Source organism: Caballeronia sp. HLA56 (genome assembly GCF_054655155.1).
This window is the reverse complement of sequence record NZ_BAAHOB010000002.1, coordinates 423,358-447,665: the sequence shown is the minus strand read 5'-3', so window position 1 is coordinate 447,665 and position 24,308 is coordinate 423,358. Positions and strand designations below refer to the sequence as shown.

The following is a 24,308-nucleotide window of genomic DNA, read 5'->3' as shown; positions in this document are numbered from 1 at the left end:
CGTCTGACATGGTGCGTCGCACAAGCATCGTGTCGATGACAGCCGGCGGCATCCAACAATATATGTGAGAGCCGTCGGCAGATGAAATGCATTTGTGGCAATGCCGCCGATAGAACGCCCCTATAAGAATAGCGAGGCTCGCGAGAATTTGCAGGTGGAGTGTGAGCGACGGTCCGACGCCCTAGCGTTACGTCAAGTCGTCCATTCGGGAAATAGGCAGCAAGTCGGCGATGTTGGACCATTTGACAACACACTTAGGCGTTGTCAAAATGTCCAACACCAAAGCGGTTTTGATTGAGGATCGCCGTAGCGCCATCACTGCGAGCGGGTTTGCCGAAACGGTCATCTGGCGGCTTCCGCATCCTGTACCGGGATGCCGGCACCTTTACAAGTATCGTCTTGCTTACGTGGTTTCCGGCCAGTGCGTGCTGCGTTACGACAACGAGCGAGATAAGGGCGACCATCGCCATTTCGTAGGTAACGAAACGCCCTACATGTTCTCCACGATCGAAAGACTGCTTGCCGACTTTCAAGCGGATGTGAATATATGGAATAGATGGAGGTCAAGATGAAGAAAACTGCGACGATCGGAATCTCCTCGCTCGATGAAGTCACCGAGCAGATTCTCGCGGCAGTGAAAAACGGCAAACCCCTCCACGGCCGCAACTTCTCCTACGCCACGCCCGAGCTCCTCTTTCGCACCTTCACCACGCCGCGCTGGCGCATCATTCGCGTAATGACGGGCGCGGGGCCGATGTCCATCCGCGAGCTCGCCCGCCGGCTCGAGCGAGATGTGAAGGGCGTGCATCGCGATGTGCAAGCGCTTTTGCAAGCCGGCCTCATGGAAAACGATGCGAACGGCGCGATTGTCTTTCCCTACGACACCGTGCACGTGAATTTCAAACTGAAGGCGGCCGACTTATCGCCGTTGGTGAGCGAGCGCGAGTCGGCAGCCGCGCCTGTTGTCGAAGATCGCGCGGCCTTGCCTCAACGTGCGCCGAGTACGCCACGCACATCACCCGCACCACGCGTATCACGCAAGCGCGCCGCAAGCGCACGACCGGCGGGTAATCGCTAGCCACCTAACTCCAGTCGTCCATGTCGTGCTTGATGCTGTGCCGATTTGCAATGAGCGTCTCAACGCTGGGCTCGTTATTCATCGCACGCTGAATGGCGAGCTTGGTCGCTTCGTAATTCGTGCGATACATGTCTTTCTTGTCGAGGTTCGCGTCGGTGGCGCAGCGCGGGTCGATCCACACGAGGCTGATGATGCACAGATCGTTGGCCTGATCCTTCGGCAAGATGCCTTCGATCAAACAATCGACCACCGCGTCCGCCGTCGCGGATTGCACCACGCCGCCGAACAGGTCGATATTCGCCATGTCCTTGAGCGTGACCTTCGGGACGATGATCGTCGCGGGACGCACCAACTGGTTGCACGCGCGGATGGCGAACATGGCGGTATGCCCTTTCGACTGCGCCATCATGTTGGCGAAGGCGTGACCGACCGGCCCATCCACGCGGCCGATCAGGATTTCGGGCATTGCATCGGTGGCTTGTCCGGGGGCGGCAAAAACGGTGGCCTCGCCGGCGCGAAACGTCAGGTCCAGACTCATGGTGTCTCCTTGCAGGGCTCGAAGTGGTCTAAGGAGAACAGCCAATGCAAGGACGATGCCAGAACAGATCCGGAGCCCGAGGCGCTTTATCGATCGACGATCACGCGCTGGCTGTACCAAAACAGTAACCGCTCAGCGTGACACTTTGTCCATCTCGCGACAAGCGCGACCTGCTCAGAACGTCGACAACGTCAACGTGTTCTGCACGGACTTCACGCCCGGCACGCCTTCCGCGATATGCGTCGCCAGGTCGACCTGCGCCGTCTCCGGCACCCATCCTTCCAGCACTACGGCGCCGTTATTCGCTCGCACGGTGATGCCGCTCGCGCGCAAGCCTTTCGCTTTCTCGAGCGCATTGAGCACTCGCCGCACGAGCGCGCGGTCCGCAGCTTTCGACGATGACGCCGCCGCGCCCGTTACCGCCGAAGCCACTGTCACGCTTGCGGGCAACGCAAATTTCGCGGCGCCGCCCTGCGCGAACGCACACACCGATGCCATGCCGACACATGCGAGCGCCGCTGCCGTCGCGCGCACTCCAATTCGAATCAGAACCATAACCACCTCTCATGTGAAAACCAGCGCTTACTCAGAACCGATGCGTCATGCCCGCCGCGACCAGCGTTTCCGTTGCATTGAGCCCGTTCGGCGAGATGCCCGGCCAGCCCGCCGTCGACGTGCCGTTGTTCTTGAGAAAGCCCGCGCGCCCATAGAACGCCGTGCGCTTGGAAATGCTGTGATCGAAGCCCGCTTGCACGAGCCACGCGTTGTCGTGCACGCCACGCGCGACGCGCTGCATGGCCGCGATCTCGATGGTGTCGGCGGGCGTTGCCTGGATCGTCGCGCCTGCTTCCATCGTGCTGAACGGATGCCCGGCATTCAGACGCGCGGCAAGCGAACCCGCGGGCGTATCCTTCGGGCGGTGATAGGCGTAGTTGAACTGGAAGTTCACCGGCCCGACGCGATAGGCAAGCGCGCCCGTGAAGTGCTCCGTGCCGAGCGTCGGCAGCGTGGCGGGCAGGCCCGGCATGGTCTTCGAACCCGGATGCTGATTCTGATAAGCGACGCCCGCGTAGAGGCCGTGCCCCGTGTAACTCGCGGCGATGTCGAGCATGTTGCCGGTAGTCAGCGGGTACGGCTGCGCGACACTCGCCGCGAGCGCGTACATGCCCCGCAGCTCGACACCTCCCATGTTCTGGGTCTTGTAGACGATGGCGTTGCTCGAACGCCCGCCAGCCGTTTGCGTGGCGAGCGTATTGCGATCGACAGTCGTCGAGGCGGCGGCGAGCGGCGAGAGCGCTTCGTTGGCACGGAACGGGTCCGACGGATAGAGCAGCCAGAAGGTCGGCTGGTACTGACGCCCGACTTGCAGCGAACCGTACTTTTCGTGCGTCAGGGCAACCCAGGCCTGTCGATAAAACATGGCGGACGAGTCCACCTGCGACGTGCCGTTGTTGACGTTGAAGCCGCCTTCGAGCGTGAATACCGCCTTCAATCCGCCGCCCAGATCTTCGCTGCCTTTGAAGCCGAGCAGCGAGGCGCTATTGCCGCCGCTTCTGAGCGACCACGACTGCTGCCCGCCATTGGCGAGAAACTGGAAAAACGTGTCCGCCACGCCATACAACGTGACGCTGGACTGCGCGGCCGCGCTTCCTGCTGTCAGCCCGAGTATGGCGGCGCATAGCCCTTTGCTGCTGAAGCGCATGCATGTCTCCTGGTTATATCCTGCCGATTCGCGGCGAAACATCGCGATCGGGCGATGACCGCCATTGCAGCCACGTCATCGCCCTTCGCAGCCAGTGTTGCAGCGGCGCGCGGCAAGGCGACCCCCCTTGCAGGGTGGGGGATGGGATAACCCCGATTATTCAGCATGTCTTATTATCGAGATGCATCGCGATTTGAGCACGACGCGCGATTCCGCTATCCTGTTGCAACCGATATCAAAACGCCCCGCCGATGCTCACCCTCGACTCCCGCGACACCGCCATGCTGCAGGGCGCTTTCGGCGCCGGCCCCGCGCTTGCCATGCGCATCGTCGCTGCTACGGCGCGTGTCATGAACGCCAGCGCGCTCATCGACGTCACCTGCGCGCATATCGACGGCTGTCTGTATCACGGCGCGGCGAGTCTCGACTTCGTGGAACGTTTCGTCGCGAGCGGCGCGAAAATCGCGGTGCCGACCACGCTCAATGTCGGCTCGCTCGATCTAATTCACCCGGAGCTGTATCGCGGAGATTCGGCAACGGCCAACGCGGCGAAGCGCCTGATGAACGCGCATCTCGAACTCGGCTGCGAGGCGAGCTTCACGTGCGCGCCGTATCAGTTGAAGCATCGGCCGCGGCTCGGCGATCAGATCGCGTGGGCGGAATCGAATGCCATTGTGTTCGCCAATTCCGTGCTCGGCGCGCGCACCAGCCGTTACGGCGACTTTCTGGATCTCGCGGCGGCCATTACCGGCCGCGTGCCGCATGCGGGCTTGCATGTCACGGAGAATCGCGCGGCGCGGGTGGTGATCGAGGCGCCGGACTTGAACGCGTCGTCACATCGCGACGCCGACTTCGCCGCACTCGGTTTTCTGCTGGGCGGCGAAGCGGGCGCCACGGTCGCGGCCATCACCGGTTTGCCCGGCGACACCAGCGAAGACGAACTCAAGGCGCTCGGCGCGGCGGCGGCATCGAGCGGTTCGGTGGCGCTCTTTCATGCAGTCGGCATCACGCCCGAAGCGCCGACGCTCGATGCCGCGCTGCAAGGCCGCAGGCCCGAACGGACCATCCGCGTGAGCGCCGCCGATCTCGCCGCCATCCGCCGCCGCTGGAATCAGGCCCGACCCGGCGCTCCGCTCGCCGCCGTGAGCCTCGGCACGCCGCATTTTTCCGTCGATGAATTCCGCGCGCTCTCGTCGCTCTTCGACCGCTACAAAGGTGCCATGCGTTGCGGCTTCTACGTGAATACGAGCCGCTACGTGCTCTGGCAACTGGAAGACGACGGCACGGCGGAGCGGCTGGCCGCGCGCGGCGTGCGGATCGTCGTGGACACCTGCACGTACATCACGCCGGTAATGAAGCAGATCACCGGTCTCGTCATGACCAATTCGGGCAAGTGGGCGCATTACGCGCCCGCGAATATCGGCGTGACGGTGGCCTTTGGCAGCATGAACGAATGCGTACGCTCGGCGTTCGAAGGAAAGGTGTGTATCGATGAAGCCAACTGATTCCTTGAGCGCCACCGTGCTCGTTCCGGGCCGGGCGCGTGGCCTTTCCATAGCCCTTGCGCCGCTCAGTTTCTGGGGCGGCTACGACGCAGAGCGCGGCGTCATCGTCGACAAGACGCATGCGGGTTGCGGCCGAAGTCTCGCCGCGCGCGTGCTGGTCATGCCGCGTGCGCGCGGGTCGAGTTCGAGCAGCAGCGTGCTTGCCGAGGCCTTGCGCAATGGCATGGGGCCGTGCGGCATCGTGCTTGGCGAGCGCGATCTGATTCTGTCCATTGGCGCGATCACGGCCAACGAGCTGTACGGGCTGAACGTGCCCGTCGTCATGGTCGGTGAAACCGCGCTCGCCACGCTAGGCAAAGGCGAATTCATGCTCGAGATCGACGCACCGGATCACGAAGACCCAACGCGCGAGGCATGCATTCGCGTCACCGCGCCATGATCGCCTCGACCACCGCGACAATCTGCTGCGCCGCGATCTTCACATGCTGTTCGAGCAGCTTCGCGCCGAGTTTCGCATCGCGCTTGCGGCATGCGGCGACCATCGCCATGTGCTCGTCGTGCGACTGCTGACGGATCGGCACCTGCTTCACCTGAAACCGGAAATAGCGGTCGCTGCGGTCGTGCAGCACGCGCAACATCTGCAGCGTGATATCGCGGTGCGCAGGCACGTAGAGCGTTTCGTGAAAGCGCCAGTTGAGTTGCCCCCACATGCCGGATTCCGCGCCGTCCATCTCTGTGACGAGATTTTCGGCCCGGGCAATTTCGCCTTCGGTGATATGCGGAATGGCTTGCGAAAACAGCCACGGCTCCAGACGCAAGCGAATCTCGAACGTCTCCTGCACTTCCTCGATCGACAACTCCGCCACGTACGCGCCTTTGTGCGGCACGTTGGTCAAAAGGCCCTCACCCGTCAGACGCGTGATCGCTTCGCGAATCGGGACGCGGCTCACGCCGAGCTCATCCGCGAGCGCTTCCTGCCGCAGCGCTTCTCCGGGCGCGAGATCGCCGCTCAGAATACGCTGCCGGATAGCGGTCGTGACGAGTTCGACCGTGGTCGTGCGCACGATCTTGCGGGTGGCGTCGCTCGCGGCGGCTGGTCTTGATTTCGGCGCGGCCAATGGCATGGCGTGGGTCTTCTTGGTTTCTGCTGCGGACATTCGGCGCGGGAATCGTAGCACGCGGCCTAGAGCAGCTTCTCGCGCACCCACGCGCCGTTTTTCATCACGCCGGAGATGCGCTCGCCTTGCCCCGTCAAGACGCGAATGTCCTTGAGCGGATCGCCGTCGACGACGAGCAAATCCGCATACGCGCCCGCCGCGATCACGCCGAGCTTGCCCTGCATGTTGAGGATGTCCGCGCCCACGGCAGTGGCCTGGCGAATGGCTTCGAACGAGCCGACGATATCCGCGCGTATCGACAGTTCGTCGCTCTGATACTCGTGCATCTCGCCCAACAGATCCGTGCCGAGGCCCATTTTCACGCCGCGCTCGTGCAGCAGTTCGAGCGCCTTCAACCCTTGCACGCGCACCGCTTCGTTCTTTTCGAGCGACAAGGCCGAAATGCCGATCTGCGCGCCGACGCGGTTCATCGCGTCATAGACGACGAGCGTCGGCACCGCGAACGCGCCGTGTTCGGCCATGACATCGGCGGCTTCTTCATCGATGAGATTGCCGTGCTCGATGGTCCGCACTCCGAGCTTCACCACGCGCGCGATGGCTTTCGGCGTGTACGCATGCGCCATCACGTAGGTCTGATGCGACGCGGCTTCCTCGACGGCGGCCTTCACTTCATCGACGGAGAATTGCAGATTGCCGATAGGGTCCGTCGGCGACGCCACGCCACCCGACGCCATGATTTTGATGTGATGCGCCCCGGCGCGCATCTCTTCGCGCACGGCCTTGCGCATGGCATCGACGCCATCGACCACGCGGCCGATCGCGCCCAGGTTGCGGCTGCAGCCGCACGGGTCCGGGTCGGAGTTGTCGAAGCGCTCGCGGAAGTCTCCATGACCGCCGGTTTGCGACAGCGCCTTGCCCGCGACGAACAAGCGCGGCCCCGCGATCACGTCTTCCTCGATTGCACGCGACAACGCGTAATCCGCGCCGCCCGCGTCGCGCACGGAGGTGAAGCCGCGATTCAACATGCCCGCGAGAATGGGCACGGCGCGCAGCACGGCGAACGTGTTCGGCAAACGGCTGTTGTTGCCGAGATGCGCGACCGATGCAATGACATGCACATGGCAATCGATCAGGCCGGGCATCACCGTCTTGCCGCCGACATCGATCACTAGCGCGCCGCTCGCCTCTACCGGCTCGCGCGTGACTTCGCGGATGGTGTGGCCATCGATCACGACGGAATAGCGGCCGTCGTCGCGTTCGTGCTCGGCGTCCAGCACGCGTGCGTTCTTCAGAATCAGCATGACGTTATGCTCCTTTTCACTTCAGCAGGAATCCGTGGGCCAGGGGATCGCGGTCATCGACGAAGAGAGTGTTGTGGCCCGTGATGCGCGCCCAGCCTTCGATGGTCGCCACGATCGCGTCGTACTCGCCGACTCGCGCGGCCGATACCGGCACGCCTTCGAACAGCGTCCCGATGATGCTTTCATGCACGAAACGCTCGCCTATCTTCAAGCGCCCTTTCGCGACGAGTTGCGCCATGCGCGCCGAGGTTCCGGTGCCGCACGGCGAACGGTCGATGGCCTTGTCGCCATAGAACACCGCGTTGCGCGCGCTCGCGCCTTCGACTGTCGGCGCACCGGTCCACATGACGTGGCTGAGGCCGCGAATCTGCTCGCTTTCCGGGTGCACGAAGCTGTACTTCTCGTTGGCCTTCTGCCGCAGCAGCGGGCTCAGGCGCTGAATGTCCGATGGCTTGAGCGCGTGCAGACCTTCGAAATTGCGCTGCGGCTCGACGATCGCATAAAAATTGCCGCCATAAGCGACATCGAAACGAATCTCGCCTAAGCCTTCCACTTCGACGGAGAGGTCCTGCGAATGCAGATACGAAGGCACGTTGACGAGTTGCACCGAATCCACGTGTTCGCCGTTGACCCGATAACGCGCGATGACCACGCCCGCTGGCGTATCGAGCCGCAAGACGCCCGGCTCGCGCGGCCGCACAAGACCGTTTTCGATCGCCGTCGTCACCGTGCCGATGGTGCCGTGTCCGCACATCGGCAGACAGCCGCTGACTTCGATGAAGAGAATCGCGAGATCGCAGTCGTCGCGCGTCGGCGGATAGAGAATGCTGCCGGACATGACTTCGTGGCCGCGCGGCTCGAACATGAGCGCGGTGCGAATCCAGTCGAACTCGCGCAGAAAATGCGCGCGCCGCTCGATCATGTTCGCGCCGGCAAGCGGCGGCGCGCCGCCCGCGACGACGCGCACGGGGTTGCCGCACGTATGACCGTCGATACAGAAGAACGTGGACTTCACATTAGTGCTCCGTTCATTGAGCGAGCGCACGCACGTTGGCGAGCGCCTTCTCGACGATCGCGATCGTGCGCTGCCGCTCCTCGCCTTCGAGCACGAGACGCGGCGCCTTCACGTATTCCGGATAACCCGCCGTGATGTTTTCGGCGAGCTTGATGTATTGCACGAGTTTCACGTGCGTGTCCAGATGAAACAGGTCGATCAATGCCCGATACAGCGCACGCGCCTTGTCGTATTCGCCATTCACGGCGAGCTTGAGCAGTTCGACGGATTCGCGCGGCACCGCGTTGGCCATGCCCGATACCCAGCCCTTGACGCCGAGCGCGACCGATTCCAGCACGAGATCGTCCACGCCGCAGAACACGGTGAAGCGGTCGCCGAAGCGCGCATAGAGATCGGTGACGCGAGTCGTATCGTAGGTTTCTTCCTTGATCGCGACGACGTTGGCTTCGTCCTTCAGTTGTTCGAGCAAGTCGGGCCGCATGTCCACGCCATAACCGCGCGGATTGTTGTAGATCATGAGGCCGAGCTTCGTCGAGCGCGCAATCGACCGATAGTATTCGACGGTTTCTCTATCGTCCGAGCGATAAGTGAGGCCCGGAAACACCATCAGCCCTTGCACGCCGATGGCTTCCGCATCCCTCGCGAACTGCATGGCGTTGGCCGTGTTCAGTTCGGCGAGACCGGAGATCACGGGCACGCGGCCGTTCACCGTTTCGACCGCGAGCTTGAGCACCGTGCGCTTTTCCTCGGGCGTGAGTTGCGCGTTCTCGCCGACCATGCCCATCATCACGACGCCGCCCACGCCGTTGTCGAGCAGACGATTCAGCCCGCTCACGATGGCGTCCTGATCGAGCGCGCCGGTAGCGGTGAGTTTGGTCGTGACCGCGGGGAAAACGCCTTGCCAGTTGACTTGCATCTCTTCTCTCCTGTCGTTTAGTCAGTGCTGAAAACGTGCGATGGAATAAGGTTCGAGGGGCACGCGCGGCATGCGCTCGCCGAGCACATCGGCGACGAGCGCGGCCGTGGTCGCCGATTGCGTCAGGCCGAGATGGCCGTGTCCGAACGCATAGACCACGGACGGCGCGCGTGGCGAGACGCCGATTACCGGCAGCGAATCCGGCGTGGACGGGCGATGCCCCATCCAGTTGACCGCGTCCGTTTCGTCGATGTCGGGCAGAAAGCGCCGGCCGAGCGCGAGCAACGCCTCGCTGCGCCGATAGTTCGGCGGCGCGGCGAGCCCCGCGAATTCCGCCGCCCCGCCGATGCGCAAACCGATATCCAGCGGCGTCGCGACGAACTTGCGTTCCGCGAAGATCACTTCGCGCGACAACGCAATGCCGTGCCTGGGCAGCGTCGCGTTATAGCCACGTTCGCTGTCGAGCAACACGCGGTCGCCGACAGACTTCGCAAGCGTCGCCGACCACGCGCCCGCCGCCACGACGATGCGGCGGCCGAAGACGCGGGAGCCGTCGTCGAGCAGAACGCCGTCGGCGGGTTCGAGCGCACGCGCGACGCCGGTCACGAAGCGCGCCCCCAACGCCATCACGCGTTCGCGCAGCAAGGTCACGAGCCGGCGCGGATCGCCGATATGCGACCAGTCGTCGAGAAACACGCCATGCCGGAACACCGGCGCAAGCGCTGGCTCGGCGGCGCGTACTTCGTCCTGATTCAGCGTATGCCAGCGCACGCCAAGTTCGCGCTTGAGCGCCCATTCGGGCTGATCGGCGGCGAAGGCCGCATCGGTCTCATAGACGGTAAGCGCGCCGCGTCGATACAGCATCGCGGTGGCGCCGATATCGTCGAACATCGGCAAGATGTCTTCGTATACGCGATTGTTGAGCCGCGAAAGCGCACGCGAGATGGCGTCGAACCGCGCGGGTTCCGCCGCGCGCCGAAACGCCATGAACCACGGCAGCGCGCTTGGCACGTGTTTCCAGTCGAGCGCGAGGGGCCCGAGCGGGTCCATTAGCCACTTGGCCGCTTGCGTGAACATGCCGTGCACGGCAATCGGCGTGTTCTCCGACACGGCGATACCGCCCGCGTTGCCGTGCGACGTGCGGTCGCCTTCGAAGTCGCGATCGATCAACGTCACGCTCGCGCCTTCGCAGAGCAGCGCCCACGCGCACGACAAACCAACGACGCCCGCGCCGACCACGATTACATCCGCTATTTCCTGCCGCGGCTGGCTCATGGCTTCGCGCGCGATTTGATGAGCTTGTCGTCGACGGCTTCGAGCCACGTGTCCGACAACGTGAAGCCCTTCTGATAGCGGTCGGTCGGATCGACGCCCACTTGCGAGATCGCGCTGATCCACGCCTGTCCCGCGACCACGGGCACGACTGCGGGCACATCGCCGAGTTGCGTCAGCGAATCGATACGGCTTTCGAAGCGCGAGCCGATGATCGATTCATGCACGAAGCGCTCGCCCGCTTCGATCAGCCCTTTCGCGTGCATCACCGCGAGCCGCGCCGATGTGCCGGTGCCGCATGGCGAGCGGTCGCAGCGTCCGGGAGAGACGATCACGGTATTGCGCGAGGTCAGGACGCCGTTTTCGCGCCGCAAGGGCATGACGAATTCGGTCTGCGTGATGCCCTTGATGTTCGGGTTCAGCGGATGCGGCGATGGCAATTGCTCGGCCGCGGCGGCCTTGATCGTTTGCCCGAGCTCGCATAGTTGGCGCGCTTCGTCGGGCGTGATGGCAAAGCCGAGCTTTTGCGCATCGACGATGACATAGGTCATGCCGCCGTAGCCGACATCGACTGTCAGCGTGCCGACGCCTTCGACCTCGATCGTCTTGTCCAGATGGTTCGCGAAGGCCGGTTGATTGGTGAACTCGACTTGCGTCACCTTGCCGTTTTCGCAGCGGCAGCGCACGTGAATGAGACCGGCGGGCGCTTCGAGCACGAGTTCGGTGACGGGCTCGGTCATCGGCAGGATGCCGGTTTCGAGCAGCACGGTGGCCACGCAGATCGTGTTGGAACCGGACATCGCCGGATATTCGGTCGATTCCGCGATCACGTAGCCCATCTGCGCGCGCGGATCGGTCGGCGGCAATAGAAAGTTCACGCTCTGGTTGGCCGAACCGCGCGGCTCGAAAATGCAGATGCGGCGCAGGTCGTCGCGCACTTCTTCGAGATGCATCATCTTGTCGAACATGGTGGCGCCGGGCACGTCGAAGACGCCGCCCGTCACCACGTTGCCCACTTCGCCTTCGGCGTGGCAATTGACTACCGTGAGAGTTCTGCTCCAGCGCATGCGAAAGTCCTCATTGCAACGGTTGATGCGCCGTTTCCCGGATCGTCGCGACCGTGATCGTCGAGAGCAGCGCCGCGAGCATCACGAAGTACGCAGGCGAGACAGGCGAACCGGTGGCTTTGATGAGCGAGATCGAAATGACCGGCGCGAAGCCGCCGAACACCGCATTGGCGATGCCGTAGCCGATCGACATCCATGTCGTGCGGATCTTCGTCGGAAAGAGTTCGGAGAGCACGGCGGGGCCGACGCCCGAGAAGATGCCGATCAACACGCCGCCCAGCACCTGCACGAGACCGACGACCAGCGCGGACTTGTATTCGAGCATCAAGTGAAAAATCGGATAAGGCAGGATCAGGAACGCGACGCAGCCGATAGCGTAGATCGGTTTGCGTCCGACGCGGTCCGACAACGCGCCCCAAAACGGAATGGATGCCGTCATCGCGAAGAGCCCCGCCGTATTGAGCCAGAGCGCCGCCGACGAACTCATGCCCGCGTACTTCTGCGTGAACGACGGCAAATAGTTGAGCAACGTGTAGAGCGAGACCGTCCAAACGATCACGAGCCCGCAAGCTTGCAAGCCGAGCAGCGCGGGCGCGCGATGCGGCGGCGGCGCGACATCGCTTGCCTGCGCGAAAGCGGGCGTCTCTTCGCTGCGTTTGCGGATGATCCAGCCGATCGGCCCGATCACCACCGCGCCGATGATGAACGGCACGCGCCAGCCCCAGTCGAGCATGGCTTGCGAGGACAGCGTCGAGGTCATCAACGCGGCCGCGCCGGAGCCGAGCAGCGTGCCGCCTAGCGTGCTGCATTGCTGGAAGCTGCCGTAGAAGCCGCGGCGGTTTTGCGGCGCCCATTCGACCAGAAACGCGACCGCGTTACCAAGCTCGCCGCCGACCGAAAGGCCTTGCAGCATGCGCGCGGCGATGAGCAGGATCGGCGCATAGATGCCGATCGACGCATACGAAGGGATCAGCGCCATGAAGAGCGTGGCGGCGGCCATGAGCGGCATGACGAAGGTGAGCGTCCACTTGCGGCCTTTTTTGTCGCCGAGCCATCCGAAGATGATCGCGCCGAGCGGACGCGCCGCGAAGCCGAGACCAAACGCGCCGAACGTGCCGAGCATGGCGGCGAACTCGTCGCCGGCCGGAAACATGACCTTGGCGATGACGGTGGCGAGAAACGCGTACGTCCCGAAGTCGAACCATTCGAGCACGTTGCCGACGACAGCGGCGGTGACGGCGCGACTGGTTTGCGTTCTAGATGGTGCTCGGGCGGTGTCGCTGGTGGCGTATGCGCCGGCGACGGTCTGCGCTTGGTCGGTCATGGTGGCTCCCGGGGCGGTCGGTTCGAAGGCGAAACGGGATGCGGCTGAGGGGCATTCTGAACCAGAAAGTTTTATGAATCAAGGATTTTGGATCCAATATAAAAGAACGATCGATCCTTTAACGCCAGCGCGCTCGCCCATTCCGCAGGCATATCTGATTCAAAGTGTTGCTGCGGCTTGCGGAACCTTTACTTCGCGCGTCCAATGCCCGGGGTTGCCGGGGGCGTTCATCGACAAACCATAGCTTGGCATTACTTAGAATAACGAGATAGAGAAAAATGAAACCCATTTTTGGGGATGGCAACGCGAAGCCTTTTCACCTCGCGACAGACGACACGCGCGGCGATGCATCGCCGTCATCGGCGCCGGTCCTGCGTGACGCGGCCAAAACGGTTCGCGAAGCCTCGGCCGAACTACTCACGGACGATCAGATCGACCAGCTTGGCGCCACGGCTGGCGAGCGCGTCGCCAGCCTTTCGCAGCGTCTTCTGTCCGAGGCGCGTGCCTCCGACGCCGACCACTTTGGCGAGTTGCTCAACAACCTGATCGTGACCGCCAAGGGCCTCGACCCTGCTTCCATCCAAAAACGCGGCCTGGCCGGGAAACTAGTGTCGATGTTCAGATCGACCCGGGAACAGTTGCTCGCCCAGTTCGATTCAGTGGAGAAGCGCATCGGTACGCTCGTCGTCGAACTGGAGGCCACGGCGAGCCGGCAGAACCGCGATATCGCGGAACTGGATCAGATGTACGCGGACAACTACGAAACGTTCCGCCAGTTCGAAGCGGCCAAGGCGCATGGCGAGGCTTCGCTCGAGTCGTACCGCGTGGCGCTTGCGCAAGAGCCTCAAGCCGGCGACGCGTTCGCCGCGCAACGCATGATGGACACGCGTCGCCGCGCAAACGCACTGGCGCAAAAAATCGACGACTTGAGCCGCGCCATGCTGATGGCCGAACAACTCGCGCCGCAGATCCGCATGGAGCAGGATCACAAGCGAACGCTCATCTCCAAGTTCGGCACGGCGAAAACCGTGTTGATTCCCGCGTGGACCAACGCGTTCTCGCTTTACATCAAGCAACTGAGTTCGAAGAAGGCGGCCGACCTCGCGAACGCCACGTTCGATGCCGCCGACATGGCGCTACGCGCGCAGGCCGACCAACTGCATGCCAACGCCGGCGCGGTGACGAGACTGGCGGAGCGTCCCGTCATCGCGACCGAAACCTTCGAATACACGCAGCAGAAGTTGTTCGCCGCGCTCGACGAAATGGCAAAGATCATCGACGAAGGCCAACGCAAACGCAAAGCCGACGAACCGCGGCTGCGCAAGCTCGAGCAGGATCTCATCGCCCGGTTCAACGACCGTAACCACTAAAAGAAAAATCTCGCATGTCCATCATCAATCTCAATAAGCCGGCCCTCGCTGCGCGCGCCGACAGCGTTTCGATCATCCTGAGCAAGCGTAGCCTGCCGCGTCCGCCCGTCGTGCGAGTAGCGGCGGCGCTGGACATCTCGGGTTCAGCGAAGGGTCTGTACGAATCCGGGATCATCCAGGAAACGCATGACCGCATGCTTGGCATCGCCATGAAGTTCGATGACAACGGCGAAATCGATACCTGGACCTTCACTGACACCTTCGACCGCCTGCCCACGGCGACGCCCGAAAACTATGGCGCCTATATCACCGAAGAGGTGATGAAGAATGCGTCGGTGCGCAAGTGGGGCGCGACGGAATACGCGCCTGTGATGACGGATATCGTCAATTTCTTCTTCGCGGCGGCAGCGCCCGATGCGAACGACAGGCCTGGCTTTTTCCGCCGGCTATTCGGCGCGCCGCAGAACGACGTCACCGTCGCGAATGCCGCACCCGCCAACAACATGCCCGTGTGGGTCCTGTTCGTGACGGATGGACAGAACCCTGCTTTCGACCGCGCGCGCGTCTGGAAGCTGCTGCGCGAGACGCAGAAGTTCCCGATCTACTGGTCGCTCATCGGCGTGGGTAATCCCGACGAATTCGCCTTCCTCGAAGAAGTCGCCGAGCAATTGCCGAATGCAGGCTTCCTGCATCTCGAATCGCTCGACATCTCCGATCAGGCGATCTACGAGCAACTCATTACCGAGGAATTTTGTGACTGGGTGCGCGGCAAGTAAGCGATCCATTCCGGCCATTTTTTCTCTTGAGCAATACATGATCAAGCAATTCAAAATCCCGTTCGCGTTGACGTTCATCGCGCTCGTGCTCGCATTCCTGATCGGCGGCGTGAAGGACATGATCCTCGTGGCCGTGCTGTGCGTGCTCGAAGTCTCCCTCTCACTCGATAACGCCGTGGCCAACGCGGCCGTCCTGCGCAACTGGTCGGACAAGTGGCGCGACCGTTTCATGACGTTCGGCCTGCCGGTCGCCGTGATCGGCATGCGGCTGCTGTTTCCGCTGCTGATCGTCGCGGTGGCGGGCGGCATTGGCTTGTGGCAGGCCGCCAGGCTCGCGCTCGAAGCGCCGGATCAGTACGCCGCCATTCTGACTTCGGCGCATCACGAAGTCTCGGCATTCGGCGGCGCGTTTCTCTTGATGGTGTTCTTCGGCTTCATGTTCAACGCCGACAAGGAAGAACATTGGATCGAGGTCATCGAGAAGCCCTTCGCGCGACTGGGCCGCCTCTCTGCGATTGAAGTGGCGCTGACGCTCGGCATCATCGCGCTCGTTTCCACCCAGTTGCCGGACGGCGAGCGCGCATCGTTTCTGCTGGCGGGCGGCGGCGGCGTCATCGCCTTCATCGTCGCGCATGGCGTCGGCGATCTGGTCAGCGGCGATGCGACCGGCGAACGGATCGTGCGCGAAGGCGTCGCGGGTTTCATGTACCTCGAAGTACTCGATTCGTCGTTCAGCTTCGACGGCGTGATCGGCGCATTCGCCCTGACCAACAACATCTTCCTGATTGCGCTCGGACTCGGCGTGGGCGCGGCTTATATCCGTCAGATGACGCTGATCCTGCTCAAGAAAGGAACGCTTGCGCAATATCGCTTTCTGGAACACGGCGCGTTCTGGGCGATCGGCGCGCTTGCGGCAATCATGCTGTGCGTCAACGTCGACGTTCCGGAAGTAGTCACGGGGCTAATCGGCGCATGCACGATCGGCGTTGCGGTCGTCAGTTCGATCATCGTGCAACGTCGCGAAGTCACGCGCGACGCGACTTCCGACAACCCTGCTTCCTGATCCAGACGCGCCGCCCGGAATCGCGGCGCGATCCAAAACCTTCAAACGAGAGCAAGTAATCCATGTCAATGATCAATCTGTCCAAAGGCGGCCGGATCAATCTGTCGAAAGAAGCGCCGCACGCAAGCAAGTTCCGCATCGGCCTGGGGTGGGACGCCAATGCCACCGATACCGGCGACAACTTCGACCTCGACGTCTCCGTGTTCCTGTGCAAATACGACGAACAGAGCAATCCGAAGCTCTTGTCGCAGAAGCACCTCATCTTCTACAACACGGAAATTCGCACGCTCGACCGCGAAACCACGTTTTTCCAGCCCGGCGACGAATGGCCACGAAAGGGCATGTCGTCGTCCGAGTGTCTCGGCGTCGTGCACAGCGGCGACAATCAAACCGGTAGCGGCGGTGGCGACGACGAAGTCATCTTCATCGACAGCAAGAAACTCGAGGCTGCGGTGGACGAAATTTCGGTCGTCGTGACGATCGATCGCGCAGCGGAGCGCAAGCAGAACTTCGGACAGGTTCGCAACAGCTACATCGAAATCTCCGAGGAAGATACCGGCAAGGTGCTCGCCCGTTATCCGCTCGAAGAAGATTTCTCGCTGGAAACCGCCGTGCAGGTGGGAAGCTTCTATCGTCGCGACGGACAGTTCATGTTCAAGGCCGTCGGCATGGGCTACAACCGTGGGCTCGCGGATTTCGTCGCCGCTTATGGCGGCCGCGTCGACCGCGCCTGAAACGGAGATCTGTCATGGCGTGGCGTAACCGGCAAGAGTATGCGAATGTCCAGTGAACCCGGACCGCTGAGCTTCCCGGACACACCGGGCAGGTTGCAAGCCAACGATTCCCGAGCCGACCGCAGTTCCAATGCGCGTAGCAACGTCGTCCGTGAGCCATCCGTGCGCCCGCTTTTTGTGTCGCGCGAGGAGCGCGCCGCGAGCGCACCGCAAAGCTTGGGCGAGCCGGGAAAGGCGCTCTTCGGGGACGCTGGCCATCCGTTGCTGAACCAGTGTTTCGAGTGCGCGCGCCAACAGTTTCCCGGCCTGTATCCTCGACAGCAGGCACGCATCGAACGCGCGATTCGCCGGCTCGTACCGCCACGGCTCGAACACATCGTCGTCATGGCCGAAGCGCCGTTGCATGCATGCGGCGAGGCTGTCGAAACGTTCACCCGCATGATGCGCGACTTCGCTGAACTGGATGGCGCCGGCCTGATGCGCGACCTGCTCGAGCGTGCTGCACATAAACCCGGTCTGATCGACCGCCTGACAGGCCGATACCTGGGCACGGGAACGCCGGAACTGGATTTTCGCGGCCTCCTGACCACGCTCAAGACTTCGTTGCACTCGTTTCCGGCGCGCGTGGTGTCGTCGCGGCAACACATCGCGGAAGCGCACGACGGTCTGGCTATCGGTCTTGCCGCCTTGAGCGCCGTCGCCGATTTGCCGGAGCCCTGGGACACCGCGAGCGCCGCGCGCGCATTGCTCGATCGCCGCGCGATGGTGCGTCAGGCATTTCAGCAACTCGAACTATTGTCCCTGCAAGTCGATGCGTTCGAAACCGATGTTGTCGATCTGCTTTCGCGCGCCGATCAACTGATGAACGTGACCCTCCCCGCCGCCCTGGCTGCGCGGTCGCAGCCCAAGCGTTGAGAAACGAGCGTTTTACATGGAGCCTTCGATGTTCAAGCAACACCGCACCGTCGCCGCATTCGATTTCGACGGCACCATTACCACCGGCGACAGCCTCAAGGCTTTCGTGCTGCACACCGTCGGGCCGATTCGTTTCGCCACATCGGCCATATGGGCGGCGCCGGCGCTGACAGGCATGGCACTAGGCCGATGCGACCGCGGAACCGCGAAGGCCGAATATTTGAAATACGCTCTGAAACACGTCTCGCGCGATGCGCTACAACTCGCTGCCCAAAGTTTCTGTGCCACGCTCCTGCCGGCCATGATCCGGCCGGAGATGATCGAACGCGTGCGGCAACATCAGGCGCTTGGGCACGAGGTGGTGATCGTGAGCGCGTCGCCTTCTCTGTATCTTCGTCTCTGGGCGCAGACCATTGGAATCGGCACGGTGCTGTCGACCGAACTGGAATTGACGGAATCGGGATACGCGGGCCGGTTCATCGGCGCCAATTGCTGGGGGCCGGAGAAAGTCGAGCGTCTGAAGGCATGGTGGGGCGCATATCGCCCAATGACCTTGTATGCCTATGGCGACAGCGCGGGCGACAAGGAGATGGCCGAAGCCGCCGACGTTCCATGGATTCGCGGATGCGGCGCCTTGCCGACCTTGCCAGTCCTGAGCGATACTCATTATTAAGACAGCGCGGGAATCGGCAGGCGATCTCCGACCGCTATACTTCGTCCCGCTTTTTCGTTCCGCTTTTTCGTTCCGCTTTCCGCACCACCTGTTCGCATCGAAGGACCCCGCATGACCGCCCTGCCCCCGTGCCCCCAATGCCATTCCGAATTCACCTACGAAGACGGCAAGCTCTTCATTTGCCCCGAATGCGCGCATGAATGGTCGGCCGATGAATCTCCCGCCGCCGAAGCCGAAACGAAGGTTTATCGCGATTCGGCGGGCAACATTTTGCAAGACGGCGACACCGTCACCATCATCAAGGATCTCAAGCTGAAGGGCTCGTCCGGCGTACTCAAGATGGGTACGAAGGTCAAGAACATCCGCCTTGTCGATAGCGATCACGATATCGATTGCAAAATCGACGGCTTCGGCGCCATGAGTCTCAAGTCCGAATTCGTCAAGAAGATCTGAGCGCGCACGTCGTGGACGAGGTGCGCCTTACCTCGTCCGCATGCCGCTAGCCGGCACGCGGCGCGCCAACTCCGCCAGGCCGATACAAAACGCGAGCCACGCGCCGCCCGAGGCGAATCCGCCCGCGACATCCGTCAGAAAATGCACGCCGATCACCACGCGGCTCGTGCCGATCAGCAGCACTAGAAGACAGGTCGAAGCGACGATGAGCGCATCGCCGCCGCGCGAGGCGACGCGCATCAACACATAGGCGCACATGCCGTAGCAGACCATCGATCCGAACGAATGGCCGCTCGGAAACGAATAGCTCTCGGGCAACGGCACGAGCGCGCCGATGGGCCGCTCGCGATGCATCGACAGCTTGAGCACGCGATTGAGCAGACCGCCCAGGCTCGTCGTCGCGATCAGAAAGAGCGCCAGTCCGACGTGCCGCTTCCACGCCAGCGCCACGCAGACGAGCGCGCACAACAACGCCAGGAACAGCGGATCGCCGAGATGCGTCAAGCGCGCGAAGCTCTGCGCGGTCAGCGGCGGCACGCCTTTGCGAATGCTATCGAGCAGAAGCTGATCGGCGCTCGAAAACGCCTCGCCGCGCTCGACGCGCGTGGCGATTGCCGCGAACACCATTACGCCGCACGCAAGCGGAACCAGCGCCGCGAACACGACGAGCGTCCTCTGCGTGGGCGGTTCGCGCGTGTCGAGCACGCGCACGAACGCGCTCCAGGCGAGCGCCGCGCCAAGCGGCGCCGCCACGAGCACGAACGCGATGACCCACAACGCGTGAGCTTCTGCTAAGCCTGCATAGTCCATCGATCGACAACCTCCGTTTGATTCGACTTGGCTAGACGTTTCTACCATGCCTGCCGCCGATGGAAATTAGGACGGACTAAGTCGAGCTTCGGATTCGCCCTACGGGTACTCCCGGAGTTGATTGAATCTCACACCCACGCTGACAAATCGTCGATTCCTCATCGCGCGACGCCCGCCGCAAAATCGGTTCATCCTCAACGTAACGCAAAGGATTGGAGTCCATGCGAAAGGATCTGTATATCGGCGAAGGCTTCGAGGGACCGGGCGTGAATCTCGCCCATATCAACGTGCTGGTCGGTCCGCGCGACGGTCCCGCCGGTCAGGCCTTCGCCACCGCGCTCGCGACGCCATCGGCCGGGCACGCGCCCTTCGTCGTGATCGCACGGCCCGGCGTGCCGACCAAGCCGCTCACGCTCTACGTGAACAAGGCGCCGATCGACGGCGACTTCCACGGCAACGCGACCTGGGGCGCATCGCAGGCCGGCATAGCGAAAGCCGTGGCCGAAGCGCTCGAACAAGGCACGCTGCCGCCCGAGGCGGAGAACGAGTGGGTGGTCGTATCGGCGAACTGGGTGAATCCCAAGACCGACGATCTCGACGCCGTCTTCGAGAACAACTATCGCGCGTGCAGGAACGCAATCGTCGCGGCCATGGAAGGCCTGCCGTATCGACATGCCGTGTTCGAGGCGGCGCGCGATGTCTCGAATCCGTTCTACACGCCGAAGAAGCGCTGAGGAGACGACCATGGAATACGTACGTCTCGGCCAGTCCGGACTCAAGGTTTCGCGCCTGTGTCTCGGCACCATGAACATGGGCACGCCGCAATGGAAGCCCTGGATTTTCGATGAAGCGCAAAGCGAGCCGATCGTGCGCCATGCGCTCGATGCCGGCGTGAACTTCATCGATCTCGCCGATTTTTATTCGACCGGCGTCGGCGAGGAAGTGGTCGGCCGAATCCTGAAGCGGCTCGTACGGCGCGAGGATATCGTCGTCACCACGAAGGTCGGTTACGACATGGCGAGCACGCCGAACGCGGGCGGCCATTCGCGCAAGCACGTGATGGACGGCATCGACGCGTCGCTCAAGCGTCTCGACATGGACTACGTCGACATTTACATGCTGCATTTTTTCGACGTGAACACGCCCGTCGAAGAAACCCTGGCCGCGCTCGACGATATCGTGCGCGCGGGCAAGGCGCGCTATATCGGCGTCTCGACGATGTACACCTGGCAGTTCGCCAAGATCGTGCAGGCGTGCGAACGCCACGGCTGGCACAAGCCGATCAACATGCAATTGCAGTTGAACGCCGCGTATCGCGAGGAAGAGCGCGAGATGATTCCGTATTGCATCGATCAGGGCGTCGGCGTGTCGGTGTTCAGTCCGCTCGCGCGCGGCCTGCTGACGAACGACGCCGGCTCGAATCGCAATCAGACCGACTTCTTCACCGCGCAAATGTATGGCGATGCCGCTTCGCGCAGCGTCGCGGCATCCGTGGCGCGAGTGGCGACGCGACGCGGCGTGACATCCGCGCAGATTGCGCAGGCATGGGTGCTGAACCGTCCGGGTGTGTCGAGCATGCTGGTTGGCGCGGATTCGGCCGCGCAGTTCGACAGCGCGCTCGCCGCGCTCGACACGCGTCTCAGCGCCGACGAAATGCACGAACTCGACCGCAACTACACACCGTGCGATCTCATCAACGATTACACGGCGGGACGGCGTATCACCCGCGAAGCGCGTGAGGCGCGCGGCGCATTCGACGAACTCATGGAGCGCGCGGCATGAGCGACCTTTTACGATCCGGCCATTACATCGACGGCGCGTGGCGAGAAAGCGCAAGCACGTATGCCGTGCGCAACCCAGCGACGGGCGAAGTCATCGCGAACGTGGCGCGCGGCGGCAGCGCGGAGACATCGCTTGCAATCGATGCCGCGAGCAACGCGCTGCCCGCGTGGCGCGCGCTCACGGCGAAGGAACGCGCCGCCCGCGTCAAGCGTTGGGGCGAACTCATGCTCGCCAACCGCGACGCGCTCGCCGCCCTGCTCACGCGCGAGCAAGGCAAACCGCTTGCCGAAGCGCTCGGCGAAGTGGCCTACGCCGCGAGCTTCCTCGAATGGTTCGCGGAAGAAGCGAAGCGCAGCTACGGCGATGTGATCCCGAGCCCGAAGCCGCATTCGCGGATCATCGTCACGCGCGAGCCAGTCGGCGTGGTCGCGGCCATCACGCCGTGGAACTTCCCGCTCGCGATGATCACGCGCAAAGCCGGCCCCGCGATTGCGGTCGGTTGCACGATGGTGCTGAAGCCATCGGAGGAGACGCCGTTATCGGCCTTCGCGCTGGCGGTGCTGGCGGAAGAGGCGGGCATTCCGGCCGGCGTGTTCAACATCGTATCGGGCGATGCGGTGGCTATCGGGGAGACGCTCACGGCGTCGCCGCACGTGCGCAAGCTCTCGTTCACCGGCTCGACGCGCGTCGGCAAACTGCTCGCGAAGCAATCCGCGGATACGCTCAAGAAGCTTTCGCTGGAACTCGGCGGCAACGCGCCCTTCATCGTGTTCGACGACGCCGATATCGACGCCGCCGTGCAAGGCGCGATGGCATCGAAGTTCCGCAACACGGGGCAGACGTGCGTGTGCGTGAATCGCTTCTACGTGCAGGACGGCGTCTACGATGCCTTCACGCAAGCCCTGACGCGCGCCGTGCACGCCTTGCGAGCGGGCAACGGTCTCGAAGGCGCGTTCGATCAAGGTCCGCTCATCAACGAGGCGGCGCTCGATAAAGTGAAGGCCCATGTCGCGGATGCCGTGCAAAAAGGCGCCAAGGTGCTGACAGGCGGCAAAGCGCATGCATTGGGCGGCACGTTCTACGAGCCGACCGTGCTCGCCGATGCCATACCTTCGATGCTGATCGCCGAGGAGGAAACCTTCGGCCCGGTCGCGGCGTGTTTCCGCTTCGCGACCGAGGAAGAAGTCGTCGCGCTTGCGAACGACACGCCCTACGGCCTGTCGGCCTATTTCTACACGCGCGATCTGGGCCGCGCGTGGCGTGTCGCTCAGGCGCTGGAAAGCGGCATGGTCGGCATCAACGAGGGAATCATCTCGACGGAAGTCGCGCCGTTCGGCGGCGTGAAGCAGTCGGGGCTCGGCCGTGAAGGTTCGAAGTACGGGCTCGATGAATACGTCGAACTCAAATACATGATGATGGCGGGGCTTGGCCGCTGAATCATCTTCTGTCGGCGCCGCGCGCACGCCATAACCACAAGCACGCACCAGCACGCGCGCGGCAATTCATGCAGTGGAGGAGACACCCTTGGATACTCGAATCGTCATTCCCGATGCGCTCGATGCGCATCTCGCCCCGTCGCCTGGCGCCGGCCGCGTCACGCTCGACGACGTTCCGCTCAACCGCTTTCATATCAAGATCGCGGGGCTGACGTTCGGCGCGCATTTCACGGAAGGTTATGCGCTTGGCACCATCGGTTACGCGCTGGCGTCGATGAACCGGCAGATTCCGCTCGATGCGTTCTGGATGGGCATGCTCGGCTCGTCAGCGCTGATCGGCATCTTCTTCGGCAGCCTCGTATTCGGCTGGCTGTCCGACCGGCTCGGGCGGCAGAAGATTTTTCTGCTGAGTTTCATCATCATCACGGCGGCGGCGTTCGCGCAGTTCTATGCGACCACGCCCGCGATGCTGGTTGCGTTGCGCGTGTTGATTGGCTTCGGCATGGGCGGCGACTTCGCGGTCGGTCACGCGATTCTCGCGGAGTTTTCGCCGCGCAAGCATCGCGGCACCCTGCTCGGCTCGTTCAGCGTGATCTGGACCATCGGCTACGTGATTGCGAACGTGCTCGGCATGCATTACGCCAATGCCTCGCCGGACGCCTGGCGCTGGCTGCTCGCCTCGGCCGGCATTCCGGCGTTTCTCGTACTCGTGTTGCGTATCGGCACGCCGGAGTCGCCGCGCTGGCTGCTCGGCCGCGGTCGTGGCGATGAAGCGCGGCGTATCGTGCGCAAGCACTTCGGCCCGAACGTAACGCTCGACGCCGACGCCGGCGAACACTTCGCTCCGCCCGGCGGCTTCGCGCGGCTCTTCAAGCCGGATCTGATCCGCCGCACCATCTTCAATTGCGCGTTCTTCGTGTGCCTCGTGATCCCATATTTCGCGATCTACACGTTCCTGCCGAGCATTCTCAAGGCGATCGATCTGAACGAAGGCTCGGGCGCGGATTTGCTGCTCAACGGCGTGCTTGTGATAGGCGCGTTGCTCGGCATCTGGCTGACGATCAAGCTCTCGCGGCGCGCGTTCCTGATCGGCTCGTTCGCGGTGACGTGCGTGTCGCTGCTGGCGCTTGCGGTGCTGCCATCGTCGGCGTCGCTCTGGATGATCGCGGCGTTCGCGCTTTTCACACTGACCATGTCCGCGTTTTCAAACCTGGTCGGCGTGTTTCCGCCCGAGTGCTTTCCGACCGAGGCGCGCGCGTGCGGCGTCGGACTGGCGATTGCATGCAGCCGCCTTGGCTCGGCTATCGGCACGTTTCTGTTGCCACTGGGCATTGCGGGCGTCGGCGTCAAGGTAACGATGCTCGCGCTCGCCGCGGTGCTGTTCATCGGGATGCTGGTTTCGATTGCATGGGCGCCGGAAACGAAGCATCTGACGTTGAACGAGGCGAGTGGCAACTGAA

Annotated in this window: 26 protein-coding genes; 15 read left to right on the top strand and 11 right to left on the bottom strand. The window is 63.0% G+C overall.

Annotated features, from left to right (window positions below; genetic code table 11):
* Positions 1–269 precede the first annotated feature (269 nt).
* Positions 270–572 (top strand): toxin-antitoxin system TumE family protein, encoded by a 303-nt coding sequence (locus ACYQ47_RS08470; RefSeq protein WP_250469124.1) that lies wholly within the window; start codon positions 270–272, stop codon positions 570–572.
* Positions 569–1,078, top strand: a complete 510-nt coding sequence (locus ACYQ47_RS08465) for an HVO_A0114 family putative DNA-binding protein (RefSeq protein ID WP_459905080.1) — start codon at positions 569–571, stop codon at positions 1,076–1,078. The genes ACYQ47_RS08470 and ACYQ47_RS08465 overlap by 4 nt, the downstream gene beginning before the upstream one ends.
* A gap of 4 nt (positions 1,079–1,082) precedes the next feature.
* On the opposite strand, the gene fae (ACYQ47_RS08460) is transcribed toward ACYQ47_RS08465, so the two are convergent.
* The 3 genes from fae (ACYQ47_RS08460) to ACYQ47_RS08450 all read right to left on the bottom strand — a co-directional run bounded on the left by fae (ACYQ47_RS08460) (position 1,083) and on the right by ACYQ47_RS08450 (position 3,318).
* Positions 1,083–1,616: a formaldehyde-activating enzyme gene (gene fae / locus ACYQ47_RS08460; RefSeq protein ID WP_244829773.1), complete on the bottom strand. Its 534-nt coding sequence runs from the start codon at positions 1,614–1,616 to the stop codon at positions 1,083–1,085.
* A 174-nt stretch (positions 1,617–1,790) separates the two neighbouring features.
* Positions 1,791–2,171, bottom strand: a complete 381-nt coding sequence (locus tag ACYQ47_RS08455; protein ID WP_459905079.1) for a BON domain-containing protein — start codon at positions 2,169–2,171, stop codon at positions 1,791–1,793.
* A gap of 31 nt (positions 2,172–2,202) precedes the next feature.
* Positions 2,203–3,318: a porin gene (locus tag ACYQ47_RS08450; RefSeq protein ID WP_250469118.1), complete on the bottom strand. Its 1,116-nt coding sequence runs from the start codon at positions 3,316–3,318 to the stop codon at positions 2,203–2,205.
* Positions 3,319–3,569: 251 nt separating this feature from the next.
* Here ACYQ47_RS08450 and ACYQ47_RS08445 point away from each other — a divergent pair, with 251 nt between their 5' ends.
* Together ACYQ47_RS08445 and ACYQ47_RS08440 are read left to right on the top strand one after the other, a co-directional pair.
* Positions 3,570–4,823, top strand: a complete 1,254-nt coding sequence (locus ACYQ47_RS08445) for an aconitase X (protein WP_459905078.1) — start codon at positions 3,570–3,572, stop codon at positions 4,821–4,823.
* Positions 4,810–5,262, top strand: a complete 453-nt coding sequence (locus ACYQ47_RS08440) for an aconitase X swivel domain-containing protein (protein WP_459905076.1) — start codon at positions 4,810–4,812, stop codon at positions 5,260–5,262. Before ACYQ47_RS08445 ends, ACYQ47_RS08440 begins: the two co-directional genes overlap by 14 nt.
* Here ACYQ47_RS08440 and ACYQ47_RS08435 read toward each other — a convergent pair.
* The 7 genes from ACYQ47_RS08435 to ACYQ47_RS08405 are packed head-to-tail and all read right to left on the bottom strand — an operon-like array spanning position 5,249 to position 12,836.
* A complete protein-coding gene (locus tag ACYQ47_RS08435) occupies positions 5,249–5,947 on the bottom strand; it encodes a GntR family transcriptional regulator (RefSeq protein WP_244831019.1) in 699 nt (232 codons plus the stop codon). The genes ACYQ47_RS08440 and ACYQ47_RS08435 overlap by 14 nt on opposite strands.
* Before the next feature lie 59 nt (positions 5,948–6,006).
* A complete protein-coding gene (locus tag ACYQ47_RS08430) occupies positions 6,007–7,242 on the bottom strand; it encodes a metal-dependent hydrolase family protein (RefSeq protein ID WP_459905075.1) in 1,236 nt (411 codons plus the stop codon).
* Positions 7,243–7,258: 16 nt separating this feature from the next.
* Entirely contained in the window at positions 7,259–8,257 is a 999-nt protein-coding gene (locus tag ACYQ47_RS08425; protein ID WP_459905074.1) for a 4-hydroxyproline epimerase, read from the bottom strand.
* A 13-nt stretch (positions 8,258–8,270) separates the two neighbouring features.
* Positions 8,271–9,173 carry a dihydrodipicolinate synthase family protein gene (locus ACYQ47_RS08420; protein ID WP_309846737.1) on the bottom strand — a complete coding sequence of 301 codons (903 nt, stop codon included), beginning with the start codon at positions 9,171–9,173 and terminating at the stop codon, positions 8,271–8,273.
* A gap of 21 nt (positions 9,174–9,194) precedes the next feature.
* Positions 9,195–10,448, bottom strand: coding sequence for an NAD(P)/FAD-dependent oxidoreductase (locus tag ACYQ47_RS08415; protein ID WP_250469107.1), 1,254 nt, complete (start codon positions 10,446–10,448; stop codon positions 9,195–9,197).
* Positions 10,445–11,512, bottom strand: a complete 1,068-nt coding sequence (locus tag ACYQ47_RS08410; protein ID WP_459905073.1) for a proline racemase family protein — start codon at positions 11,510–11,512, stop codon at positions 10,445–10,447. Before ACYQ47_RS08410 ends, ACYQ47_RS08415 begins: the two co-directional genes overlap by 4 nt.
* 10 nt (positions 11,513–11,522) lie before the next feature.
* Positions 11,523–12,836 carry an MFS transporter gene (locus ACYQ47_RS08405; RefSeq protein WP_309958238.1) on the bottom strand — a complete coding sequence of 438 codons (1,314 nt, stop codon included), beginning with the start codon at positions 12,834–12,836 and terminating at the stop codon, positions 11,523–11,525.
* A gap of 278 nt (positions 12,837–13,114) precedes the next feature.
* Between ACYQ47_RS08405 and ACYQ47_RS08400 the strand changes: the two genes are divergently transcribed.
* The 7 genes from ACYQ47_RS08400 (at position 13,115) to ACYQ47_RS08370 (ending at position 18,820) form a co-directional block, all read left to right on the top strand.
* Positions 13,115–14,206, top strand: coding sequence for a toxic anion resistance protein (locus ACYQ47_RS08400; RefSeq protein WP_244829791.1), 1,092 nt, complete (start codon positions 13,115–13,117; stop codon positions 14,204–14,206).
* Between the two features lie 14 nt (positions 14,207–14,220).
* Complete coding sequence (locus ACYQ47_RS08395) at positions 14,221–14,982, top strand: VWA domain-containing protein (protein ID WP_459905072.1); 762 nt, start codon at positions 14,221–14,223, stop codon at positions 14,980–14,982.
* Between the two features lie 37 nt (positions 14,983–15,019).
* On the top strand, positions 15,020–16,045 hold the full coding sequence (locus tag ACYQ47_RS08390; protein ID WP_250494427.1) for a DUF475 domain-containing protein: 1,026 nt from the start codon (positions 15,020–15,022) through the stop codon (positions 16,043–16,045).
* A gap of 68 nt (positions 16,046–16,113) precedes the next feature.
* Positions 16,114–16,779, top strand: coding sequence for a TerD family protein (locus ACYQ47_RS08385; protein WP_459905482.1), 666 nt, complete (start codon positions 16,114–16,116; stop codon positions 16,777–16,779).
* 45 nt (positions 16,780–16,824) lie between these two features.
* Positions 16,825–17,694 carry a hypothetical protein gene (locus tag ACYQ47_RS08380; protein WP_459905071.1) on the top strand — a complete coding sequence of 290 codons (870 nt, stop codon included), beginning with the start codon at positions 16,825–16,827 and terminating at the stop codon, positions 17,692–17,694.
* 28 nt (positions 17,695–17,722) lie between these two features.
* A complete protein-coding gene (locus ACYQ47_RS08375) occupies positions 17,723–18,367 on the top strand; it encodes an HAD-IB family hydrolase (protein ID WP_459905070.1) in 645 nt (214 codons plus the stop codon).
* Between the two features lie 111 nt (positions 18,368–18,478).
* Complete coding sequence (locus ACYQ47_RS08370) at positions 18,479–18,820, top strand: zinc ribbon domain-containing protein YjdM (RefSeq protein WP_244829803.1); 342 nt, start codon at positions 18,479–18,481, stop codon at positions 18,818–18,820.
* A 27-nt stretch (positions 18,821–18,847) separates the two neighbouring features.
* On the opposite strand, the gene ACYQ47_RS08365 is transcribed toward ACYQ47_RS08370, so the two are convergent.
* Entirely contained in the window at positions 18,848–19,630 is a 783-nt protein-coding gene (locus ACYQ47_RS08365) for a phosphatase PAP2 family protein (protein ID WP_459905069.1), read from the bottom strand.
* 221 nt (positions 19,631–19,851) lie between these two features.
* On the opposite strand from ACYQ47_RS08365, the gene fae (ACYQ47_RS08360) reads away from it, so the two are divergent.
* From fae (ACYQ47_RS08360) to ACYQ47_RS08345, 4 genes are all read left to right on the top strand, one after another.
* Complete coding sequence (gene fae / locus ACYQ47_RS08360) at positions 19,852–20,364, top strand: formaldehyde-activating enzyme (RefSeq protein ID WP_459905068.1); 513 nt, start codon at positions 19,852–19,854, stop codon at positions 20,362–20,364.
* A 10-nt stretch (positions 20,365–20,374) separates the two neighbouring features.
* Positions 20,375–21,412, top strand: coding sequence for an aldo/keto reductase (locus tag ACYQ47_RS08355; RefSeq protein ID WP_459905066.1), 1,038 nt, complete (start codon positions 20,375–20,377; stop codon positions 21,410–21,412).
* Positions 21,409–22,848 carry an NAD-dependent succinate-semialdehyde dehydrogenase gene (locus ACYQ47_RS08350; RefSeq protein WP_459905065.1) on the top strand — a complete coding sequence of 480 codons (1,440 nt, stop codon included), beginning with the start codon at positions 21,409–21,411 and terminating at the stop codon, positions 22,846–22,848. The genes ACYQ47_RS08355 and ACYQ47_RS08350 overlap by 4 nt, the downstream gene beginning before the upstream one ends.
* 100 nt (positions 22,849–22,948) lie before the next feature.
* Positions 22,949–24,307: an MFS transporter gene (locus ACYQ47_RS08345; protein WP_370652263.1), complete on the top strand. Its 1,359-nt coding sequence runs from the start codon at positions 22,949–22,951 to the stop codon at positions 24,305–24,307.
* Position 24,308 lies beyond the last annotated feature (1 nt).

Excerpts from the sequence above, each read along its gene's own strand:
- ACYQ47_RS08410 (WP_459905073.1), bottom strand. The coding sequence starts at position 11,512 with ATGCGCTGGAGCAGAACTCTCACGGTAGTCAATTGCCACGCCGAAGGC.
- ACYQ47_RS08430 (WP_459905075.1), bottom strand. The coding sequence starts at position 7,242 with ATGCTGATTCTGAAGAACGCACGCGTGCTGGACGCCGAGCACGAACGC.
- ACYQ47_RS08420 (WP_309846737.1), bottom strand. The coding sequence starts at position 9,173 with ATGCAAGTCAACTGGCAAGGCGTTTTCCCCGCGGTCACGACCAAACTC.
- ACYQ47_RS08395 (WP_459905072.1), top strand. The coding sequence starts at position 14,221 with ATGTCCATCATCAATCTCAATAAGCCGGCCCTCGCTGCGCGCGCCGAC.
- ACYQ47_RS08445 (WP_459905078.1), top strand. The coding sequence starts at position 3,570 with ATGCTCACCCTCGACTCCCGCGACACCGCCATGCTGCAGGGCGCTTTC.
- ACYQ47_RS08390 (WP_250494427.1), top strand. The coding sequence starts at position 15,020 with ATGATCAAGCAATTCAAAATCCCGTTCGCGTTGACGTTCATCGCGCTC.
- ACYQ47_RS08400 (WP_244829791.1), top strand. The coding sequence starts at position 13,115 with ATGAAACCCATTTTTGGGGATGGCAACGCGAAGCCTTTTCACCTCGCG.
- fae (WP_459905068.1), top strand. The coding sequence starts at position 19,852 with ATGCGAAAGGATCTGTATATCGGCGAAGGCTTCGAGGGACCGGGCGTG.
- ACYQ47_RS08435 (WP_244831019.1), bottom strand. The coding sequence starts at position 5,947 with ATGCCATTGGCCGCGCCGAAATCAAGACCAGCCGCCGCGAGCGACGCC.
- ACYQ47_RS08465 (WP_459905080.1), top strand. The coding sequence starts at position 569 with ATGAAGAAAACTGCGACGATCGGAATCTCCTCGCTCGATGAAGTCACC.
- ACYQ47_RS08455 (WP_459905079.1), bottom strand. The coding sequence starts at position 2,171 with ATGGTTCTGATTCGAATTGGAGTGCGCGCGACGGCAGCGGCGCTCGCA.
- ACYQ47_RS08470 (WP_250469124.1), top strand. The coding sequence starts at position 270 with ATGTCCAACACCAAAGCGGTTTTGATTGAGGATCGCCGTAGCGCCATC.
- ACYQ47_RS08415 (WP_250469107.1), bottom strand. The coding sequence starts at position 10,448 with ATGAGCCAGCCGCGGCAGGAAATAGCGGATGTAATCGTGGTCGGCGCG.
- ACYQ47_RS08365 (WP_459905069.1), bottom strand. The coding sequence starts at position 19,630 with ATGGACTATGCAGGCTTAGCAGAAGCTCACGCGTTGTGGGTCATCGCG.
- ACYQ47_RS08350 (WP_459905065.1), top strand. The coding sequence starts at position 21,409 with ATGAGCGACCTTTTACGATCCGGCCATTACATCGACGGCGCGTGGCGA.
- ACYQ47_RS08355 (WP_459905066.1), top strand. The coding sequence starts at position 20,375 with ATGGAATACGTACGTCTCGGCCAGTCCGGACTCAAGGTTTCGCGCCTG.
- ACYQ47_RS08385 (WP_459905482.1), top strand. The coding sequence starts at position 16,114 with ATGATCAATCTGTCCAAAGGCGGCCGGATCAATCTGTCGAAAGAAGCG.
- ACYQ47_RS08440 (WP_459905076.1), top strand. The coding sequence starts at position 4,810 with ATGAAGCCAACTGATTCCTTGAGCGCCACCGTGCTCGTTCCGGGCCGG.
- ACYQ47_RS08450 (WP_250469118.1), bottom strand. The coding sequence starts at position 3,318 with ATGCGCTTCAGCAGCAAAGGGCTATGCGCCGCCATACTCGGGCTGACA.
- fae (WP_244829773.1), bottom strand. The coding sequence starts at position 1,616 with ATGAGTCTGGACCTGACGTTTCGCGCCGGCGAGGCCACCGTTTTTGCC.
- ACYQ47_RS08375 (WP_459905070.1), top strand. The coding sequence starts at position 17,723 with ATGTTCAAGCAACACCGCACCGTCGCCGCATTCGATTTCGACGGCACC.
- ACYQ47_RS08405 (WP_309958238.1), bottom strand. The coding sequence starts at position 12,836 with ATGACCGACCAAGCGCAGACCGTCGCCGGCGCATACGCCACCAGCGAC.
- ACYQ47_RS08370 (WP_244829803.1), top strand. The coding sequence starts at position 18,479 with ATGACCGCCCTGCCCCCGTGCCCCCAATGCCATTCCGAATTCACCTAC.
- ACYQ47_RS08380 (WP_459905071.1), top strand. The coding sequence starts at position 16,825 with ATGTCCAGTGAACCCGGACCGCTGAGCTTCCCGGACACACCGGGCAGG.